Origin of the sequence: Paraburkholderia caffeinilytica (genome assembly GCF_046030355.1) — a bacterium.
Taxonomy (GTDB): domain Bacteria; phylum Pseudomonadota; class Gammaproteobacteria; order Burkholderiales; family Burkholderiaceae; genus Paraburkholderia; species Paraburkholderia caffeinilytica_B.
In genome coordinates, this window is record NZ_JAQQCQ010000018.1 from 54,237 (window position 1) to 75,144 (window position 20,908).

Consider the following 20,908-nt stretch of genomic DNA (forward strand, 5'->3'; position numbering starts at 1 on the left):
CGTGTGTGTTCGGGTTTTGGCGTATGTCGTGGCTTGCCTGGAAGCAAGCGTGAGGTCCCGGTTCGCTATGCGCTTCGCAGCCTGTCTCGCAACCCGCGTCGTAGCTCGGCTTGCAAGCCGATCCGTAACCCGCTTCCTGATCTGTCTCGCAACCCGATTTGCAGCCTGGTTCGCAACCCGATTCGTAGCCTGGCTTGCAACTCGATTCGCAATCCGTTTCCCGATCTGCCTTGCAGCTCGATTCGCGGCCTGGTCGCAGGCATGGCGATAAGTGTAGGCATCGCGCATGCGTCGACCCCATCGCTGCCGCCGCTGCCCGCATACATGCCGCTCGACGATGCCATTGCGGCGCCCGATGCTCGATACGACGTACCGCCATTACCACACGGCACACGTGCCATCGCTGCCGAAGTGCCCAACCCGTTCCGCGACAACTCCGTGGACAACTCCGCCGACTCTGGCGCATCGCGAGCAGTGGCAACGGCCGACATCGGGCGTGCCGACGATCCGGCAGACGACGCTGACGGTTCAGTGCCGCTGCGGAGGCCATCCTCAGCGGCTGCGCGCGACGATGTCGCCGCGACTTCGGCGCTCGAAGGACCGCCGGTGCCGCTCCCCCCGCTTGCGCGCCTGAGCGACGCACCGAAAACGCCGTCAGACGCCAAACTCGCCGCCGACGACAAACCGATCTCGCTTAACTTCCAACGCGCGGAACTCGGCGCGGTACTCAACGCGTTCGCCCAGTTCACCGGCCTGAACATCGTCGCGAGCGAGAGAGTGCGCGGCGCCGTCTCACTACGACTCGACAAGGTGCCGTGGCGCACCGCGTTCGATACCTTGCTCGATGTCAACGGGCTGGCGATGGAGCGCCACGGCAACGTGATCTGGGTCGCGTCGATTGCGGATCTGGCCGCGCGTGAGCGGCAACGTTTCGAAGCACACGCCAAGGCTGCCGATCTCGAGCCGCTCGCAAGCCGCACGTTCGAACTGCACTATGCGCGTGCCGAAGACGTGCGGCGACTGTTGACCGGCGCCGGAAACCAGCGGGTGCTGTCCAAACGCGGTGCCGCGACGGCTGATCCTCGCACCAATCTGCTGTTTGTCACCGATCTCGAAGGACGCCTCGCGCAAATCACGGCGCTGCTTGCCTCCGTCGACCGGCCGACCCGTCAGGTACTGATCGAAGCGCGTATCGTCGAAGGTGAGCATGGTTTTTCGCGCAATCTCGGCGTGCGGCTTTCCATGGCGGCCGCCAACGCCGACGGCACCGCCCGAGGCCTGACGGGCGGCGCGGACGGTACCGTGTACGATCTGTCGGCGCGGCCGATTTCCGGTTTCGACGCCGCCACCGCCGGGCTGACCTTGTTCGCCGCCGGCGCGACGCGGCTTCTGAACATCGAGTTGAGCGCGCTGGAGGCCGAAGGGCGCGGTGAAATCGTCTCAAGCCCCCGGGTTGTGACGGCGGACCGGATGAAAGCGGTCGTCGAGCAGGGCACCGAGCTGCCCTATCAGGCCAAAGTGGGGCAGGGCGTCTCGGGCGTGCAGTTTCGCCGGGCCACGCTCAAACTGGAGGTCGAGCCGCAAATCATGCCGGACGGCAGGGTGGTGCTGGACCTCGACGTCGCGAAAGACAGCGTCGGCGAGCAGACCGACGCCGGCCCCGCGATCAACACCAAACACGTGCAAACGCGCGTCGAAGTCGAAGATGGTGGTACGGTGTCGATCGGCGGAATTTACGCGACCGACGACCGGGACGATGTGACGCGAGTGCCAGTCCTGGGCAAAATACCGGTTTTAGGCGCGCTTTTCCGCCATCGGGCCCATCGGGACCAGCGCAGTGAACTGGCAGTTTTCATCACGCCGCGCGTCGTTCAGACAAATTAGGGGCACGCTGCCGTCGCCATCCAGCGGCGGCCTGCAGGCTCGACAAGGCAGCCGCTTTGCCAGTAAGCTGCGGCACGAACCATACCGGATTAGCCAGAGGGACACCGTTGCAAGCGCGGGACGCACACGCCAATGTATTTTTTGTAGGGCTCATGGGGGCAGGCAAAACCACCGTGGGCCGGGCCATTGCACGCCGTCTCGATCGCCCGTTCTTCGATTCCGACCATGAAATCGAGGCGCGTACGGGCGCGCGCATTCCGGTGATCTTCGAGCTGGAAGGTGAAGCGGGCTTTCGCGAGCGCGAGGCGCACGTGATTTCCGACCTGACCGGGCGCGACAATATCGTGCTGGCCACAGGCGGCGGCGCGGTGCTGCGGCCGGAAAACCGCGAAGCGCTGCAAAATCGGGGCGTCGTGATCTATTTGCGCGCCAATCCGCACGATCTGTGGCTGCGCACCCGGCGCGACAAGAATCGCCCGCTTTTGCAGACTGAAGACCCTAAAGCGCGCCTCGAGGCGCTCTACGAAGTACGCGATCCGCTATACCGGGAATGCGCGCACTTCGTGATCGAAACTGGCCGGCCTTCGGTCAACGGACTCGTCAACATGGTTCTGATGCAGCTCGAGATGGCCGGCGTCGCCAAACATCCTGCGTCATAATGGACCGTATGATTACCGTCAATGTCGAACTGGGCGAGCGCGCCTACCCCATCCATATCGGTGCCGATCTGATCGGCCAGACCGCGTTGTTCGCGCCGCATATTGTCGGCAGTTCGGTCACGATCGTCACGAACACCACAGTCGACCCGCTGTACGGCGACAAGCTGCGCGCCGCGCTGGCGCCGCTCGGCAAGCAGGTCTCCACGGTCGTTTTGCCGGACGGCGAAGCGTATAAGAACCTCGAAACGCTGAACCTGATTTTCGACGCGCTGCTGGGCTCGCGCGCCGACCGCAAGACCACGCTGATCGCCTTGGGTGGTGGCGTGATCGGCGACATGACGGGGTTTGCCGCGGCCTGCTACATGCGCGGCGTGCCGTTCATTCAGGTGCCGACTACCTTGCTGTCGCAGGTGGATTCGTCGGTGGGCGGCAAGACGGGCATCAATCACCCGCTCGGCAAGAACATGATCGGCGCGTTCTACCAGCCGCAGGCCGTGATCGCCGACATTGGCGCGCTGCGCACGCTGCCGGCGCGCGAACTGGCAGCAGGCGTCGCTGAAGTGATCAAGACCGGCGCGATTGCCGACGCCGGTTTCTTCAGCTGGATCGAAGCGAACGTCGAGGCGCTCAATCGCTGCGAGCCCGCAGCGCTGGCCGAGGCGGTCAAGCGTTCGTGCGAGATCAAGGCGTCGGTCGTGGCGCAGGACGAGCGCGAAGGCGGCCTGCGCGCGATCCTCAATTTCGGCCACACCTTCGGCCATGCGATCGAAGCCGGTCTTGGCTACGGCGAATGGCTGCACGGCGAGGCGGTCGGCTGCGGGATGGTGATGGCGGCGGACCTGTCCGTGCGCATGGGTTATCTCGACGAAGCGGCGCGCAAGCGTCTGGTCGACGTGATCGTTGCCGCGCATCTGCCTACCCGGGCGCCTGCGCTCGGCGAATCGCGATATGTCGAACTCATGCGGGTCGACAAGAAGGCCGAAGCCGGCGCGATCAAATTCATTCTGCTGAAGCGTTTCGGTGAGACGCTGATCACCCAGGCGCCCGACGCCGAGGTGCACGCCACGCTGGCCGCCGCCGTCTGAATCGACCCGGCAAGCCTTCGCAGCAAAGCATCACGCACCAGCGTCACGAGGCGCCGCCCATGTTTCGGAGAATCCGGTGACTGACAGGCGCAGCGACGATGTAAAGCATGACCCGGCAGGCACGCCCGTGAGCGGCGTGCCGTCGCAGGAAGCACTCGAAGCGCATCTCGCGCCATATGCGGCCCATTCCGCTCAATCGCGTGGCCGCCGCTATCCCGAAGCCGCGCCTAGCGCGCGCACCGAATTTCAGCGCGATCGCGACCGCATTGTCCATTCGACGGCGTTCCGCAGGCTCGAATACAAAACTCAGGTATTCGTGAATCACGAGGGCGATCTGTTTCGCACGCGACTCACGCATAGCCTGGAAGTCGCGCAGATCGCCCGTTCGGTGGCCCGCAATCTGCGCGTCAATGAAGATCTCGTCGAAGCCATTTCGCTTGCGCACGATCTCGGTCACACGCCGTTCGGCCATGCCGGCCAGGATGCATTGAACGAATGTATGCGGGAGCATGGCGGCTTCGAGCACAATCTGCAAAGCCTCGCGGTGGTCGATGATCTGGAGGAGCATTACGGCGCGTTCAATGGCCTGAATCTCTGTTTCGAAACGCGGGAAGGCATTCTCAAGCATTGCTCGCGCGAGAATGCGCGGCGGCTTGGCGCGCTCGGCGAGCGGTTTCTGGAGGGGCGGCAGCCTTCCATCGAAGCGCAGATCGCCAATGTCGCCGATGAGATCGCGTACAACAATCACGACGTCGACGACGGCTTGCGCTCAGGCTTGCTCACGGTGGAGCAGCTTGCCGAAGTGGAGTTGTGGCAGACGCACTACGTGGCGGCGCGCGGCGACTTCCCGCAGATCGAAGGGCGCCGGCTGATTCACGAGACGGTGCGCCGCATCATCAACACGCTGATCGTCGACCTGATCGATACGACTTCGCTCAATCTTGCAAGGCATGCGCCAGTTTCACTGGACGCAGTACGCGCCGCACCGCCGCTGGTCGCCCATAGCGAAGCCATTGCCGCGCAGGCGGCGGCGCTCAAGCGGTTTCTGTTCAAGAACCTGTACCGCCACTATCGCGTGATGCGCATGGCCAACAAGGCGCGTCGCGTGGTGGCCGGTCTGTTCGGTGCATTCACCGAAGATCCGCGGCTGTTGCCGCCCAGCTATCAAGCTACGGACGCGTCGCAGCAACCACGCCTGATCGCCCATTACATCGCGGGCATGACGGATCGATACGCCGTGAAGGAGTATCAGCGGCTGTTCGTGATCGACGACAACTGAATGGGCTAGGGTCGGCGGGTGTGCGCGCAAAGATTCCGCCAGCAGCTAACCGCTACTGGTGAACTTTGGCCCACAAATCAGAGCCGTTGAACGTAGCCGCCCGCGAAAACCCAGGCGACATCTACGCGCAGACATCGGCGCCACAATCCGACGCCAGAGCAATTGCATCTCTGCAATCAAAGCCGCCCAGGTGGCGGCCCCGTCTCGCGGCCTATTGCAACACCCGCAACACCCGCAACACCCAGCCTAACGTAGCCGCGACGCGAACAGCGCGCCCGCGATCAGCGCAACGCCGCCGACAATCGCAATCGTCTGCCAGGGATTTTCATGCACGTAGTCGTCGGCGTCGGCGATCGCCACTTCCGCGCGTTCGCGCATCGCTTCACGGGTGTCGTTCAGGCGCTCGCGCGCGGCATCGAGCTGTTTGCGCAGTTTGCTGCGCAACGCTACCGCGTCGGCCTGGGTGCCGTCCGCCAGGGTGGATTCGAGTTCCGACATCAGTGTGCGCAGTTCGCCTGCGATATCTTCGGCCGCATGGCGGCTGTGGCGAGCGATACGCCGCGCACGGCGGCTCGTGGTGGTCCAGGATTCGCCGAGGGCGTCTCGCGTGTTTGGAAGTGTTGTCATGGTCGCTCCGTCGATGAGGGTGAAAAGGTCCGCGCAGACACATGTTGCCACGCGGGAAACACCACGAGATTGCAACTTCAGTGCCAAACCCGCAGCCCCTACGCGTCGTAGCGCGGGGCTCGCATTCCTCAGCAGATATTGCACGACCGGACCCGGTTGCTGGTCAAATTTACAAACGCTCACGCCTGCCCGCCAAGTGGACTCTCCATACCGCAAACGGCCCCCGACGCGCACAAAATGAAAAACGCCGTCATTGGATAGATGACAGCGTTGTCCAAGCCACGAAAATTCGACTACCCTAACTAAACGGCCCCAATTTCGTTGCGCGTTAGAAACGGTAACCGATGTTGACGTAGGAAACGATCGGGTTCAGCTTGATCTTGGTTTGCGATTGCACATTCAGCGTGCCGACCGGTGTGTTTGCAGCGGTGTTCAACTTGGCGGTCGTGCTGAGCGGCAGGTACGAAATCGAGACGCCGGCGAACCAGTGCTGGTTGAACGCATAGGTGAAACCCGCATTAAATACCGGCTCCCACGAACTATCCGTACTGACGCTGGTCGGACCATGCAGAACGTTTGCTTCAAATACGCCATTGGTGATCTTTGCGTCGGTGAACCAGATGCGGCTCACACCAATGCCGAGATACGGGCGGAACGTAGCAGTCGGAGCGTTGAAGTAGTACTTGAACAGCAGAGTCGGGCTCCACTGTTTTGCCTGACCCAGCTTGCCGAATTGGGCGAGGCTGCCCGAGCCTTCCAGGTCGAACGAAGGCGGGACGCCAATCACGAACTCGGTTGCGATGTGATCTGTGACGAAGTAGCCAGCAGTGAAACCGAGCGTATCGGCTGAACTGAGTGATGCGCCGGTATTGGCTTCGGTGATGTTGGTCGGGCTGCCGCCTATGCTTGTCACCTTCAACGGGTCGCTGCTCGATTGAGGTGCAAGATGGAACCAGCCTGTCGTGACGAAAAAGCTTCCGGCCGATTGCGCGTGCGCTGCTGTTGTCATGCAGGCTAGTGCGGCGATCCCCGTTACGGCCTGTTTTAATTTCATATGTGCTCCTCCAAAAAGGCCCGCTCATTATGACTACAACGTTTGAAACAAACCATACGCGGCGGTTAGAGCTTTCTCCCTAGGCTCCGCGCGGTTTCTGGCTTAGCCGCGCTGCGCCGAACCTTGAGCGCAGGCGGTTCTTCGGACCTTCGGGTATGTACCAACGCGACTATTGGATACTCCAGCATGGCACGGCTTGCACGTCTCTATGTCCCTGACCAGCCGCAGCACGTCATCCTCCGCGGACTCGATCAGCAGCCCGCTTTCGTCGATGACCAGGACTACGAGCTTTTCATCGACTGCCTGAAAGCGGCTTCACGCGACCATCACTTGTCCATCCACGCGTATGCGTTGATGCCGGGCTCAGTCCAACTGCTCGTCACGCCCACTGAGGAGTCGAGCCTGCCGAAGGCAATGCAGGCGGTGGGGCGCCGCTACGTTGCGCATTTCAACCGGCGCTATGCGCGCCGCGGCACGCTGTGGGAGGGCCGCTACCGTGCCACGGTGATCGAAGGCGAGCGCTATTTCCTGCTGGCGAGCCGCGTTGTCGAGATGTCGCCGGTGCGCGGCGGGCTGGTGAGCGCGCCGGAGGACTACCGCTGGTCGAGCTACCGGCACCACATCGGTCTGACGCTAGACAGCCTGATTACCGACCACCCGCTGTACTGGTCGCTCGGCAACACGCCGTTCGAACGGCAGCGCGCTTATCGGGAATTGTGCGAGCAGCCGCTCGATGAACGCGAAGCCAGCCAGCTTCAGCAGGCCACCTTGAAAGGCTGGGTTTTGGGTAGCGACACGTACCGCGAATGGGCGGCACGGGCCGCCAACCGGCGCGTTTCCCCGCTGCCGCGCGGGCGGCCACGTAAAGTGCGCGAAACGCCGCAGACGCAATAAAGCGTTTCAGATCAAAGGGCTGCACCGGAACGGCATCTTCGCATGCCGTTTTCTTTTGCACCTTTTTGATGTGGCACCAATAAAAAATGACCGCAATGCACCAAACTGATAATTGGGGTTCAATGATTACGTTTTATTTGCTATTCCATTGATTCGTCGCGTATATTCCGAATTCCGGCACTTTTTGGCACGCGTAGCATTCAAGCGTACTGAGTCGCCGACGCGGTTGCGGTGCGAACTGCGGCAATAGAAAAATGGTTTTAACGGCCTGTCCGGCCCCTCACAGACGGTGTCCCCATGAACGACCACCAGCAACCGACTCACCCGGTTCCCGCCGCGCAAGGTCTGTACGACCCGCAAAACGAACATGACGCCTGCGGCGTCGGCTTCGTCGCTCATATCAAGGGCAAGAAAAGCCACGAGATCATCGAGCAAGGCCTGAAGATTCTCGAGAACCTCGACCACCGGGGCGCCGTCGGCGCCGATCCGCTGATGGGCGACGGCGCGGGCATCCTGATCCAGATTCCGGACGGTTTCTACCGTGAGGAAATGGCCAGGCAGGGCGTCGTGCTGCCGCCGAGCGGCGAGTACGGCGTGGGCATGGTCTTCCTGCCGAAGGAACATGCGTCGCGTCTCGCCTGCGAACAGGAACTGGAACGCACGGTGAAGGCCGAAGGCCAGGTTGTGCTGGGCTGGCGCGACGTGCCGGTCGACCACACCATGCCGATTTCGCCCACCGTCAAGGCGAGCGAGCCGCTGATCCGCCAGATCTTCATTGGCCGCGGCAAGGACATCATGGTGACCGACGCGCTCGAGCGGAAGCTGTACGTGATCCGCAAGACCGCGAGCCACCGCATCCAGGCGCTCAAGCTCAAGCACGGCAAGGAATACTTCGTGCCGTCGTGCTCGGCGCGCACGGTGGTCTACAAGGGCCTGCTGCTGGCCGGCCAGGTCGGCGTGTACTACCGCGACCTGCAGGACGAGCGCACGGTGTCGGCATTGGCGCTGGTGCACCAACGTTTCTCGACCAACACGTTCCCGGCGTGGGAACTGGCTCACCCGTACCGCATGATCGCCCACAACGGCGAAATCAACACGGTGAAGGGCAACGTCAACTGGCTGAACGCCCGTACCGGCGCGATCGCCTCGCACGTGCTCGGCGACGATCTGCCGAAGCTGTGGCCGCTCATCTACCCGGGTCAATCCGACACGGCATCGTTCGACAACTGTCTCGAACTGCTGGTAATGGCCGGCTATCCGCTCGTCCACGCCGTGATGATGATGATCCCGGAAGCGTGGGAACAGCACACGCTGATGGACGACAACCGCCGCGCGTTCTACGAATATCACGCCGCGATGATGGAGCCGTGGGACGGCCCCGCCGCGATCGCCTTCACCGACGGCCGTCAGATCGGCGCCACGCTCGACCGTAACGGTCTGCGTCCGGCGCGCTACATCGTCACGGACGACGACCTGGTCATCATGGCGTCGGAAGCCGGCACGCTGCCTATCCCCGAGTCGAAGATCGTCAAGAAGTGGCGTCTGCAGCCGGGCAAGATGTTCCTGATCGACATGGAGCACGGCCGTATCATCGACGACAAGGAACTGAAGGACAACCTCGCCAACGCCAAGCCGTACAAGAGCTGGATCGACGCGGTGCGCATCAAGCTCGACGAAATCGAGCCGAAGGCCGAAGACGTCGTCACGGAACGGCGCGAGCCCGCTGCCTTGCTGGATCGCCAGCAGGCGTTCGGCTACACGCAGGAAGACCTCAAGTTCCTGATGGCGCCGATGGCGCAAGCCGGTGAAGAAGCCGTCGGTTCAATGGGCAACGACTCGCCGCTGGCCGTCATGTCCAACAAGAACAAGACGCTCTATCACTACTTCAAGCAGTTGTTCGCGCAAGTCACGAACCCGCCGATCGACCCGATCCGTGAAAACATGGTGATGTCGCTGGTGTCGTTCGTCGGCCCGAAGCCGAACCTGCTGGACACGAACAACATCAACCCGCCGATGCGTCTCGAAGTGTCGCAGCCGGTGCTCGACTTCAAGGACATCGCGAAGATCCGCGCGATCGATCAGTACACGGGCGGCAAATTCAGTTCGTATGAACTGAACATCTGCTATCCGGTGGCCTGGGGCAAGGAAGGTATCGAAGCGCGTCTGGCGTCGCTGTGCGCGGAAGCCGTCGATGCGGTCAGGTCCGGCTACAACATGCTGATCGTGTCGGACCGCAAGACCGACCGCGACAACGTCGCGATTCCGGCGCTGCTGGCTACGGCCGCAATCCACACGCACCTCGTGCAACACGGTCTGCGCACGAGCGCGGGCCTCGTCGTGGAAACCGGCTCGGCGCGCGAAACGCACCACTTCGCGTTGCTCGCGGGTTACGGCGCGGAAGCCGTGCACCCGTACCTCGCAATGGAAACGCTCGGCCAGCTCGCGGCGGGCCTGAAGGGTGACCTGTCGGCGGAAAAGGCGGTCTACAACTTCACCAAGGCAGTCGGCAAGGGCCTGATGAAGGTCATGTCGAAGATGGGCATCTCGACCTACATGTCGTACACCGGCGCGCAGATTTTTGAAGCGGTGGGTCTGGCTGAAGGCCTGGTGTCGAAGTACTTCAATGGCACTTCGTCGAAGGTCGGCGGGATCGGCCTGTTCGACGTCGCGGAAGAAGCGATCCGTCTGCATCGTGACGCATTCGGCGACAACCCGGTGCTCGCGAACATGCTCGACGCGGGCGGCGAGTACGCCTACCGCGTGCGCGGCGAAGAACACATGTGGACGCCGGATGCGATCGCGAAGCTGCAGCACTCGGCGCGCAGCAACTCGTATCAGACGTACAAGGAATACGCGCATCTGATCAACGACCAGACCAAGCGCCACATGACGTTCCGCGGCCTATTCGAATTCAAGTTCGATCCGACCAAGGCGATTCCGCTCGACGAAGTGGAATCGGCGAAAGATATCGTCAAGCGTTTCGCCACCGGCGCCATGTCGCTGGGCTCGATCTCGACCGAAGCCCACGCCACGCTGGCTGTCGCGATGAACCGCATCGGCGGCAAGTCGAACACCGGTGAAGGCGGCGAGGACGTGAACCGTTACCGCAACGAACTGCGCGGCATTCCGATCAAGAATGGCGACACGATGAAGTCCGTGATCGGCGATGAAGTGATCGTCGACATTCCGCTGAAGGAAGGCGATTCGCTGCGCTCGAAGATCAAGCAGGTGGCGTCGGGCCGTTTCGGCGTGACGGCGGAGTATCTCGCGTCGGCCGATCAGATCCAGATCAAGATGGCGCAAGGCGCGAAGCCGGGCGAAGGTGGTCAGTTGCCGGGTCACAAGGTGTCGGAGTACATCGGCAAGCTGCGTTACTCCGTGCCGGGCGTCGGCCTGATTTCGCCGCCGCCGCACCATGACATCTACTCGATCGAAGATCTGGCGCAGCTGATTCACGACCTGAAGAACGCCAACTCGGCGGCCAGCGTGTCGGTGAAGCTGGTGTCGGAGTCGGGCGTCGGGACGGTTGCCGCGGGTGTCGCCAAGGCGAAGGCCGATCACGTCGTGATCGCCGGGCATGACGGCGGCACGGGTGCATCGCCGCTGTCGTCGGTGAAGCATGCCGGCACGCCGTGGGAACTGGGTCTGGCGGAAACGCAACAGACGCTGGTGCTCAACCAGTTGCGCGGCCGTATCCGCGTGCAGGCCGACGGTCAGATGAAGACCGGCCGCGACGTCGTGATCGGCGCGCTGCTCGGCGCGGACGAATTCGGTTTCGCGACGGCGCCGCTCGTCGTCGAAGGCTGCATCATGATGCGCAAGTGCCACCTGAACACCTGCCCGGTCGGCGTCGCGACGCAAGATCCGGTGCTGCGTGCGAAGTTCCAGGGTCAGCCGGAACACGTCGTCAACTTCTTCTTCTTCGTTGCGGAAGAAGCGCGCGAAATCATGGCGCAACTGGGCATCCGCAAGTTCGAGGACCTGATTGGCCACGCCGAATTGCTCGATATGAAGAAGGGCGTCGAACACTGGAAGGCGAAGGGTCTCGACTTCTCGCGCGTGTTCTATCAGCCGCAGGTGTCGGCTGACGTCGCACGCAAGCACGTCGACGTGCAGGACCACGGTCTCGACCGCGCACTGGATCACGTGCTGATCGAGAAGGCGAAGGCCGCCATCGAGAAGGGCGAGCATGTCTCGTTCATCCAGCCGGTGCGCAACGTCAACCGTACGGTCGGCGCGATGCTGTCCGGCACGATCGCGAAGAAGTACGGTCACGACGGCCTGCCTGACGACACGATTCACATCCAGTTGAAGGGCACCGCGGGCCAGAGTTTCGGCGCGTTCCTCGCGCGAGGCGTGACGCTGGATCTGGTCGGCGACGGTAACGACTATGTCGGCAAGGGCCTCTCGGGCGGCCGCATCATCATCCGTCCGACCAACGATTTCCGCGGCAAGTCGGAAGAAAACATCATCTGCGGCAACACGGTGATGTACGGCGCAATCGAAGGCGAAGCATTCTTCCGCGGCGTCGCCGGCGAGCGTTTCTGCGTGCGTAACTCCGGCGCGACGGCGGTTGTCGAAGGCACGGGCGACCACGGTTGCGAATACATGACGGGCGGCACGGTGATCGTGCTCGGCGAAACGGGCCGTAACTTCGCGGCGGGCATGTCGGGCGGTATCGCTTACGTGTACGACCCGGACAGCACGTTCGCGGGCAAGTGCAACAAGTCGATGGTCGCGCTCGATCCGGTTCTGCAACAGGCAGAGCAGGAACGTACGGTCGACAAGGGCCTGTGGCACAGCGGCACAACCGACGAAGCCCTGCTCAAGGGTCTCATCGAACGTCACTTCCAGTTCACGGGTTCGCCGCGTGCAAAGGCGCTGCTCGAAAACTGGGACGCGTCGCGCCGTCAGTTCGTGAAGGTGTTCCCGACCGAATACAAGCGCGCACTGGGCGAGATGGCAGCGAAGAAGGCGAACAAGGAAGTCCTCGCCGCTTAACTGACTGACCCGCCAGCGGCTCGACCCGCAGACGTCACACTTAGCCGTACCCGCCGCTCGACTATCGGATTTTCGACGCGGCGGGTGTAGATCACCTCACCTGATACAGATAGAGAAGAGAACCACATGGGCAAGGCAACCGGTTTTCTCGAGTTCGAGCGCCGCCACGAGGCGTACGAAGCTCCGCTCACGCGTGTGAAGCACTACAAGGAATTCGTTGCGGCACTGACCGACGACGAAGCGAAGATTCAAGGCGCACGTTGCATGGACTGCGGCATTCCGTTCTGCAACAACGGCTGCCCGGTGAACAACATCATCCCGGACTTCAACGACCTGGTGTTCCATCAGGACTGGAAGACCGCGATCGAAGTGCTGCACTCCACGAACAACTTCCCCGAGTTCACGGGCCGCATCTGCCCGGCGCCGTGCGAAGCAGCCTGTACGCTCGGCATCAACGACGACGCGGTCGGCATCAAGTCGATCGAACACGCGATCATCGACAAAGCGTGGGCCGAAGGTTGGGTCGCGCCGTTGCCGCCGAAGCACAAGACCGGCAAGAAGGTCGCCGTGGTCGGATCCGGCCCTGCCGGTTTGGCCGTCGCGCAGCAACTCGCGCGCGCGGGGCACGATGTCACCGTGTTCGAAAAGAACGACCGGATCGGCGGCTTGCTGCGTTACGGCATCCCTGACTTCAAGCTGGAAAAGTGGCTGATCGACCGCCGCATGCGCCAGATGGAAGCCGAAGGCGTGACGTTCCGCGCCAACGTGTTCGTCGGCCGTGCGGATTCGCTGCCGGAATACATTGGCAACACCGCGAAGGAAACCATCACGCCGGCCGAACTGAAAGAACAGTTCGACGCGGTCGTGATCGCCGGCGGTTCGGAAACGCCGCGCGATCTGCCGGTGCCGGGCCGTGAGCTGGAAGGCATCCATTACGCGATGGAATTCCTGCCGCAGCAGAACAAGGTCAATGCCGGCGACAAGATCGCGAACCAGCTGCTCGCCAAGGGCAAGCATGTGGTCGTGATCGGCGGCGGCGATACGGGTTCGGACTGCGTCGGTACGTCGAACCGTCATGGCGCAAAGAGCGTCACGCAATTCGAACTGCTGCCGCAACCGCCGGAAGAAGAGAACAAGCCGCTCGTGTGGCCGTACTGGCCGATCAAGTTGCGCACGTCGTCGTCGCATGACGAAGGCTGCTCGCGTGATTGGGCGGTTGCCACCAAGCGTCTGGAAGGCAAGAACGGCAAGGTCGAGAAGCTGATCGCCGCGCGCGTCGAATGGAAGGACGGCAAGATGCAGGAAGTGCCGAACTCGGAATTCGAAATGAAGGCCGATCTGGTGCTGCTGGCCATGGGCTTCACGCAACCGGTCTCGCCGGTCCTCGAAGCGTTCGGCGTCGACAAGGACAATCGCGGCAACGTGCGTGCTTCGACCGAAGGCGACAAAGCGTATTACACGTCGGTGGACAAGGTCTTCACCGCGGGCGACATGCGTCGTGGCCAGTCGCTGGTGGTGTGGGCGATCCGCGAAGGCCGTCAGTGTGCACGGTCGGTCGACGCGTTCCTGATGGGTCATTCGGAGCTGCCGCGCTAACGTAACGTCTCCAGCCGGTTTCCGCTTGATAGCGGGGAAGCCGGCCAATGCTTGCAGGACTAGGTGGAGACGACAAAGCGGTACATAAACCGTACCCCATAGCGGTAAAAAACAAAGCCGGGCACCTGAGAGGGTGACCCGGCTTTTCTTTTTTGCGCCGCCCGGCGCGTCGCCTGGCGTTCGTTGAAGCGTCCCGCTTGCGCGTCCGGGCGCGCGGTTATTTCCGATAGCGGCTCAACGTCAGCCCGTCGAGGTCGATCTCCGGCTTATGCTGCGTAATCAGATCCGCGACCACTCGGCCCGATCCCATCGACATCGCCCAGCCCGTCGAGCCGTGCCCGAGATTCAGCCAGAGATTGTCCACGCCGGATGGGCCGAGCAACGGCGCGCCATCGGGCGTCATCGGCCGGCGGCCCACCCAGAAATGCGCGGAGGTCGGATTGGCCGCGTGCGGAAACCAGTCGCTGAGCACTTTCATCAGCGTCTGCAAGGCCTGCTCACGCAAGGTCGTCTGGCGATTGCCGAGTTCCGCAGTGCCGGCCACGCGCAGGTTGTTGCCGAAGCGCGTGATCGCCGTCTTCAGCGACTCGTCCATCAGTGCTGCATGCGGGGCCTTTTCGTCGTCCGTGACGGGCAGCGTCGCCGAATAGCCTTTGACCGGGTAGAGCGGCACTTTCACACCGAGCGGTGCGAGCAGCGCCGCACTGTCGACACCCAACGCCACCACGACCGCATCCGCCTGCAACGTCTCGCTGCCGCGCTCGCTCTCCACATGCGCCGCGCGAACCGTACCGCCTCGCACGTCGAGCGCGCTCACCCGCGTATCGAAGCAGAAGTGCACGCCGTTGCGCTCGCAGATCGCACGCAATTCGCGGGTGAAGCGTGCGCAATCGCCGGCTTCGTCGTCGGGGAGATAGAGACCCGCAAGCGGCGTCTGACGCGCCCAGCGCAAACCCGGTTCGATCTCGACGCACTGCGCCGCGCTGACTTCACGATGCGCTATGCCCGCGTCGCGCAGGACCGCCAGCGCCGGTTGTGCAAGTTCCACGTCATACTCGCTGCGGAACAATTGCAGATAGCCTTGGCTACGGCCATAGTCGAACGGATGACGGCCGCGGAATTCGTGCAGGCACTCGCGGCTGTAATAAGCGATGCGTTGCATGCGCTGCTTGTTGACGCGAAAGCGTTCGAGATCGCATTCACGCAGCCAGCGCGCGATCCAGCGCCATTGAGCCGGATCGAAGGTGGGCCGGAAGATCAGCGGCGAAGCCGGCTTGAACAGATATTTGAGGATCTTCGCCGGCATGCCGGGCGCGGCCCACGGCGTGACATAGCCGGGGGCGATCACACCGGCGTTGCCGAAGCTGGTGGAGAGCGCGACATCCGGCTCGCGCTCGATCACGATGACGTCACAGCCTCGCTGGCGCAGATAAAACGCGGTGGCGACGCCAATGACGCCGCCGCCCAGAACGATCGTTTTCATGGTTGTGTGCAGCGATTTCAGGCGGTAGGGCGGGTTGCGCCGAGCACTTTGCCCTTGGTTTCCGGCAGACACACGGCGGCGACGATCACCAGCAGATAGCCCGAACCGGCGACGATACCCATCGCCTTAACAAGCGTCATGGTTTGCGACAGTGTACCCACCAGGATCGGAAAGAACGAGCCGAGACCGCGACCCAGGTTGTAGCAGAAGCCCTGCCCCGAGCCACGGATCGCATTCGGATAGAGCTCCGACAGATACGCACCGACGCCCGCGAAAATCCCTTGCACGACAATGCCGAGCGGGAAGCCGAGCGCGAGCATCATGCCGTCGGTGATCGGCAGCATGGTGTAGACCATGCCGAGCACGAACGAGCCGATCGCGAACAGCACGAACGACGCGCGCCGGCCGATCTTGTCGCACAGAATCGCGCCGACGATATAACCGGTGAACGAGCCGACGATCAGCACGATCAGATAGCCGCTGGTGTTGAACACCGACAGATGGCGCACGGTTTTCAGATAGGTCGGCAGCCAGGTGGTGATCGCGTAATAGCCGCCCAGCATGCCGGTGCAGAGCACGCTGCCTAACAGGGTCGTTTTGAGGTGGGGGAAGGAGAAGATCTGCAGGAAGTGCGAGGTATCGAAACCGCTTTCGCGGGCGCGCCGGGTTTCGAGAAAAATGTCCGGATCACTGACATTGCGGCGGATGTAGAAGATCCAAAGCGCGGGCAGCAGGCCGATCCAGAAACAGGCGCGCCATGCGACCTGTTCCGGCAACAACGCGAAGAACGCCCAATAGATGATTGCCGCCGCGGCCCAGCCGAACGACCAGCTGCTCTGTACGGTCCCGACGGCTTTTGCGCGATGCTGAGGTGAACGGATGGTCTCGGCCATCATGATCGTCACGACCGACCATTCACCGCCGAAGCCGATGCCTTGCAGCGTGCGGGTGGTGAGCAGTTGCCAGAACGAATGGGTGAAGCCAGACAGGCAGGTGAAAATCGCGAAGGTGGCGATGGTCCACTGAAGAACACGCACGCGTCCGTATCGGTCGGCGAGAATGCCGGCCAGCCAGCCGCCGATCGCCGACGAAATCAGCGAACTGGTCGCGATCATGCCGGCTTCGCTTTTGGTCATGCCCCACGTCGCGATCAGCGTCGGGATCAGGAACGAGTAGATCATGAAGTCGAAGGCATCGACTGCATAGCCGCCGAAGCCAGCGTAGAGGGTGCGGCGTTCGCGCTGGGTCAGTTCGGTGAACCATTGGAGAGAGGGCATGTGTTTTTGTGGTCTCCAGGCGGTTTTTGCCTTCAGGCGGCTTGATCGGGGGTTTTTTGTATTCTAAGGGGGCGAGGTGTTGTGCGGCCAGTTGTGGTCAAAAATGGCGATGCGGTCAGCAACGCCATTCCGGATCCTTACCAACTACTACCCTGTAACCCAAAAATTATTTCCCGCCGTTAAACTGCGCCGGCAGCACTCAAGCTGCGACGGTCTTCCTCACGCCCGCGCCCCTTAATGCACGCAACCGCAAAAATCTGCTCGCTATCCCGCCGCTCCGCGAGCACGCCTTTGCGGGCCGATCAATCGCGCCGCGCGTTCCTGAAATCTTCAGCGAGCGTATTGCTGCTCGCCGGCATGAGCAGTTCGCTGCTGTCGGCTTGTGGGGGCGGAAATCTGAACGCCGATCTGCCGGAAACGCCGCGATTGGCCTCCGTGAGTAACTTCCGCGACGTGGCGGGCGCCGCGGCCGGCTATCCCACTGTCGACGGCAAGCAGATGCGCCGTGGCGCCTTCTATCGCGCAAACACGCTGACCCTCAGCGCAGCCGACGCGGCCGCCCTCGACAAACTTGGCATCGCCTCGGTCTACGATCTGCGCACGCCCGGCGAAATCACGCGCACCGCGGATATCCTGCCGGCCGGCGCGACATCGCAAGCCCTTGATGTGCTGGGTATCAGCGATTTCGTCACGCCCACATTCGATACGGCAGGCGCGGCCGTCGCGTTCATGGAAGCCCAGGCGCGCGCCTATGTCACCGGCGCAGCCCAGCGCGTCGGCTACGGCGAACTCCTCACGCGGCTTGCCAATGGCGCCGGTGCGCAACTGTTTCATTCCAACGCGGGTAAGGATCGCGCCGGTTGGGTCGCGGCGCTCCTGCTCAGCATCGCCAACGTGCCGCTCGACGTCATCATGCAGGACTATCTGCTGAGCAACGACTATCTGGCCCAGTCGATTGCGGCGCGGACCGCCACGTTGCGTGCGCAGGAGGGCGACGCGGTCGCCACGATCGAGTCGCCCTTGTTCAGCGTTCAGGAGAATTATCTGCAAGCAGGATTCGATCAGGTGCAGGCGAGCTACGGCACGATGGCGAGCTATTTGACGCAGGGCCTCGGCGTGTCTCAAGCGACGATCGATACGTTGCACGACCGCCTGGTCACGTGATCCGCGCTCGCCGTGCACGGTGTTGCGCACAACACGCCGCTTTACTCTTCTCTCTAATCCTCACGCGTGCGCCGATCCAACCGGCAATTCGATCCGTACTTCCAGCCCGCCTTGCGCGTGATTGCGCACATGACAGCGCCCGCCGCGATCGTGCGCGAGACGCGCGACAATCGCGAGGCCCAGGCCGCAATGACCTTCGCCGCCACGTGCGGCGTCGAGCCGGACGAACGGTTTCATCGCCGCGGCGATGCAGTCGTCGGGAATGCCTGGCCCGTGGTCGCGCACGCTGATCACCCAATGCCGGTCATCGCGTTCCGTGACGATATCCACCGGCGGCGAGCCGTGCTCGAGCGCGTTGTCGACGAGGTTCGTGACCAACCGGTCGAGCAATGTGCGCGGCAGCGTAAATGACGAACCTGCGCGCAGATCGAGTGTGAACAGCGGCGTCTCGGTGCTGTCGCTGGCGGAAAACTGTTCCTGCAGGAACTCATCGACCTCGACCGGCGGCCCTGCGTCGGCGGACTGGCCGGCAAATTCCAGAAACTGCTGGACGATGTTGGTCAGCGAGTCGACGTCGCGAATCAGCCCGGCCCGCTCGTTTTCCGCCACCAGCACGCTCGCGCGCAACTTGAGCCGCGTGAGCGGCGCTTTCAGATCGTGCGCGACGCCGGCCAGCATCACCGCCTGGTCGTCACCGGCCTCGTTCAGGCGCCGCATCATGTCGTTGAAGGAGCCGATCAGATCGCGCAGTTCACGCGGGCCTTGCACAGTCACGGGTTCCGGCCGGCCGCCCGAGCCGAACGCGCGGGCGGCGTCGGCCACGCGTGAGAGCGGCCGCTGCATCTGCCAGACCGCGAACAGCGACAGGATCAGTGCAGCCAGCAGCATCGAGATGGATTCGATGAGAAAGCGCGGGCGCGGCGGCACGTCGACCGGCACGACGACCCAGTTCGACTTGCCGGGAAACAGCACCCATAGCTGCGGCGGGCGCAGGTCGTCGACGGCGATCTGGGTGCCCGGCGGCAGGTTCTCGCGCAGATGCCGGCTCAACTCGACCAACGGATGCATGGTCGGCGCGTGCAGATGAACGCTCGACGGCATATTCCAGGTGGGCACGAGATGCACGCGCATGGCGGGGGCGAGCGCGGCGCCTTTCATCGGCTCGCCGTTGACGGCCTGCAGCACCAGCAGAATGCCGCGCGCGAAGCCGTCGATTTCGTGGCGCGGCGGCTGCATCACCACCAGCACGAACCACCCGGCCTGAATCGCGAACAACACCGCCGTCGACAGCAACGCCATTCTGCCGAACAGCGTGTTCAGCGGGTTTTTCATGCGCTGGAGGCGGCCTCGTCAGCGAACGGCGTGCCGTCGGCGTCGGGCACGAACACGTAGCCTTTACCGCGCACCGTCTGCACGTAGCAGGGATTGGACGGGTCGTCTTCGATCACGCGGCGCAGGCGCCAGATCGGCACGTCGAGGCTGCGGTCGCGGAAAGCGAGGTTGTCGCGATGCACGAGATCGTGGATCAGCACACGCGACAGCACCTTGTACGGATTGTTGACGAAGATCTTGAGTAGCGCGAACTCGCTGTCGCGCAGTGGCAGCTTCGAATCGTCGCGCGACAGCGAGCGCGTCGCGAAGTCGAGTTCGAATGGGCCGAAGCGATACGGCTTGCGGGCTTCCGGCGCGCTCGTGGTGGACGGCCCACGGCGGCGCAGCACGGTATGGATGCGTGCGAGCAGTTCGCGCGGGTCGAACGGTTTGGTCAGGTAATCATCCGCGCCGAGCGAAAGCCCGACGATGCGGTCGGCCACCGTCCCGCGCGCCGTCACGAAGATCACCGGAATGTCGTCGCCGGCGGCGCGCAGCGCAGTGAGCGCGCGTAGGCCGTCGGTGTTCGGCATCATGATGTCGAGCACGACGACCGACGGCCGTTCACGTTCGAGCCGGCGTTGCAGATGGGTGCCGTCGTGCAGCACCGAAGCGTCGAAGCCGTTCGTCTGCAGAAACTTGCAAAGCAGATCGCGTACGACCGGGTCGTCGTCGACGATAAGGACCTGTGGATTCATGGCGAAATTCTAGACTGGCACGCGCGGCGCGCGACCGACTGTTTTCTTACCAATGCTTACTCAAACCCGCGCCGTGTCCGCCGGTTTGGGCGTCAGGCACGTCACCAGAGGCTCACGGCATATTTCACGGCGCCCTATTCGGCGATGCATGCGTAATGCGCTGACCCATGTTGCCGACGTGCAGCGCGGCGTGGACGTCATTTTGCGCCGGTCAAATTCCTCCGATGAAAGAATCTGTGTGCGATTGCTACTGATGGCAACGGGTCGAAACGCGTCGTAAGAACCGTCGAAAAGCGTGCGTTGCTTCGTGCATCGGCGTCGCGTGTCCGGCGAGATGATTCGTCGTGCAGTACGTTGCGCCGCATGTCGAAATCAGCCTAACGCCTTGGGCCCACGACAGGTGGCGTGAAATCGAAACCTAGCGTCACGCGAGGCTCATCATGACCGTTCATAGCAATCTCAGTTCAACCCGCTTTTCTTCGCTCGCGCCGATGCGGCCGGCGGGAAAACCCGCAACACCCACCAACTCTTCGGCGATGCCGCAGACGCAGGAGCCTGCCAACGAGGCGGTTCCGTCGCTGCCGTCGGGGCTTGTCGGGCATAACGTCAACACGACTGCCTGACGCACCGGGGCTCATGTGTCGACCTCAAGCATTCCTGCACGTTTCATCCGAGTCGCTGCGGGGTTGACGCTCGGCGCGGCGCTGCTGCCCCTCGGCGGCTGTGCCGTCGCCGCGCTGCCGTGCCGGCTGACGGCGGCCACGCTGAAAATCGTCCCGGTCGTCGGCCATGCCGCGGCTACTCCGTTCGACATGTGTTCATCCGCCATCGACTGA

At 62.9% G+C, this 20,908-nt stretch carries 15 protein-coding genes and 1 pseudogene; 10 read left to right on the forward strand and 6 right to left on the reverse strand.

Features of this window, described 5'->3' with window-relative positions; translation table 11 throughout:
• Positions 1-261: 261 nt before the first annotated feature.
• From PQQ95_RS24805 to PQQ95_RS24820, 4 genes and pseudogenes are all read left to right on the forward strand, one after another.
• On the forward strand, positions 262-1,884 hold the full coding sequence (locus tag PQQ95_RS24805) for a type IV pilus secretin PilQ (RefSeq protein WP_408441817.1): 1,623 nt from the start codon (positions 262-264) through the stop codon (positions 1,882-1,884).
• Positions 1,885-1,991: 107 nt separating this feature from the next.
• Positions 1,992-2,543 carry a shikimate kinase gene (locus PQQ95_RS24810; RefSeq protein WP_408441820.1) on the forward strand — a complete coding sequence of 184 codons (552 nt, stop codon included), beginning with the start codon at positions 1,992-1,994 and terminating at the stop codon, positions 2,541-2,543.
• An 8-nt stretch (positions 2,544-2,551) separates the two neighbouring features.
• Positions 2,552-3,628 carry a 3-dehydroquinate synthase gene (gene aroB / locus PQQ95_RS24815; RefSeq protein ID WP_459251994.1) on the forward strand — a complete coding sequence of 359 codons (1,077 nt, stop codon included), beginning with the start codon at positions 2,552-2,554 and terminating at the stop codon, positions 3,626-3,628.
• 139 nt (positions 3,629-3,767) lie between these two features.
• Positions 3,768-4,907 (forward strand): annotated as a pseudogene (locus PQQ95_RS24820) (deoxyguanosinetriphosphate triphosphohydrolase); the annotation flags it as partial.
• A 246-nt stretch (positions 4,908-5,153) separates the two neighbouring features.
• On the opposite strand, the gene PQQ95_RS24825 reads toward PQQ95_RS24820, so the two are convergent.
• Entirely contained in the window at positions 5,154-5,534 is a 381-nt protein-coding gene (locus PQQ95_RS24825; protein ID WP_408441826.1) for an ElaB/YgaM/YqjD family protein, read from the reverse strand.
• A 328-nt stretch (positions 5,535-5,862) separates the two neighbouring features.
• Positions 5,863-6,588, reverse strand: a complete 726-nt coding sequence (locus PQQ95_RS24830) for an OmpW/AlkL family protein (RefSeq protein WP_408441829.1) — start codon at positions 6,586-6,588, stop codon at positions 5,863-5,865.
• A gap of 186 nt (positions 6,589-6,774) precedes the next feature.
• Here PQQ95_RS24830 and PQQ95_RS24835 point away from each other — a divergent pair, with 186 nt between their 5' ends.
• The 3 genes from PQQ95_RS24835 to PQQ95_RS24845 all read left to right on the forward strand — a co-directional run bounded on the left by PQQ95_RS24835 (position 6,775) and on the right by PQQ95_RS24845 (position 14,079).
• Positions 6,775-7,482, forward strand: a complete 708-nt coding sequence (locus PQQ95_RS24835) for a transposase (RefSeq protein ID WP_408441832.1) — start codon at positions 6,775-6,777, stop codon at positions 7,480-7,482.
• A gap of 297 nt (positions 7,483-7,779) precedes the next feature.
• Complete coding sequence (locus PQQ95_RS24840; RefSeq protein ID WP_408441835.1) at positions 7,780-12,483, forward strand: glutamate synthase-related protein; 4,704 nt, start codon at positions 7,780-7,782, stop codon at positions 12,481-12,483.
• Positions 12,484-12,609: 126 nt separating this feature from the next.
• Entirely contained in the window at positions 12,610-14,079 is a 1,470-nt protein-coding gene (locus PQQ95_RS24845; protein WP_408441838.1) for a glutamate synthase subunit beta, read from the forward strand.
• Between the two features lie 217 nt (positions 14,080-14,296).
• Here PQQ95_RS24845 and PQQ95_RS24850 read toward each other — a convergent pair whose 3' ends face one another.
• Both PQQ95_RS24850 and PQQ95_RS24855 read right to left on the reverse strand, forming a co-directional pair.
• On the reverse strand, positions 14,297-15,562 hold the full coding sequence (locus PQQ95_RS24850; protein WP_408441840.1) for a D-amino acid dehydrogenase: 1,266 nt from the start codon (positions 15,560-15,562) through the stop codon (positions 14,297-14,299).
• A gap of 17 nt (positions 15,563-15,579) precedes the next feature.
• A complete protein-coding gene (locus PQQ95_RS24855; protein ID WP_408441843.1) occupies positions 15,580-16,839 on the reverse strand; it encodes an MFS transporter in 1,260 nt (419 codons plus the stop codon).
• 237 nt (positions 16,840-17,076) lie between these two features.
• Here PQQ95_RS24855 and PQQ95_RS24860 point away from each other — a divergent pair, with 237 nt between their 5' ends.
• Complete coding sequence (locus PQQ95_RS24860; RefSeq protein WP_408441845.1) at positions 17,077-18,003, forward strand: tyrosine-protein phosphatase; 927 nt, start codon at positions 17,077-17,079, stop codon at positions 18,001-18,003.
• Between the two features lie 60 nt (positions 18,004-18,063).
• Here PQQ95_RS24860 and PQQ95_RS24865 read toward each other — a convergent pair whose 3' ends face one another.
• The gene (locus PQQ95_RS24865; protein ID WP_408441847.1) at positions 18,064-19,335 is read right to left on the reverse strand and encodes an ATP-binding protein; all 1,272 of its coding nucleotides are present in this window, start codon (positions 19,333-19,335) and stop codon (positions 18,064-18,066) included.
• Positions 19,332-20,072, reverse strand: coding sequence for a response regulator (locus tag PQQ95_RS24870; RefSeq protein ID WP_115781190.1), 741 nt, complete (start codon positions 20,070-20,072; stop codon positions 19,332-19,334). The genes PQQ95_RS24865 and PQQ95_RS24870 overlap by 4 nt, the downstream gene beginning before the upstream one ends.
• Before the next feature lie 440 nt (positions 20,073-20,512).
• Here PQQ95_RS24870 and PQQ95_RS24875 point away from each other — a divergent pair, with 440 nt between their 5' ends.
• Both PQQ95_RS24875 and PQQ95_RS24880 read left to right on the forward strand, forming a co-directional pair.
• Positions 20,513-20,695, forward strand: coding sequence for a hypothetical protein (locus PQQ95_RS24875; protein WP_408441850.1), 183 nt, complete (start codon positions 20,513-20,515; stop codon positions 20,693-20,695).
• A gap of 45 nt (positions 20,696-20,740) precedes the next feature.
• Complete coding sequence (locus PQQ95_RS24880) at positions 20,741-20,908, forward strand: DUF6726 family protein (protein WP_408442058.1); 168 nt, start codon at positions 20,741-20,743, stop codon at positions 20,906-20,908.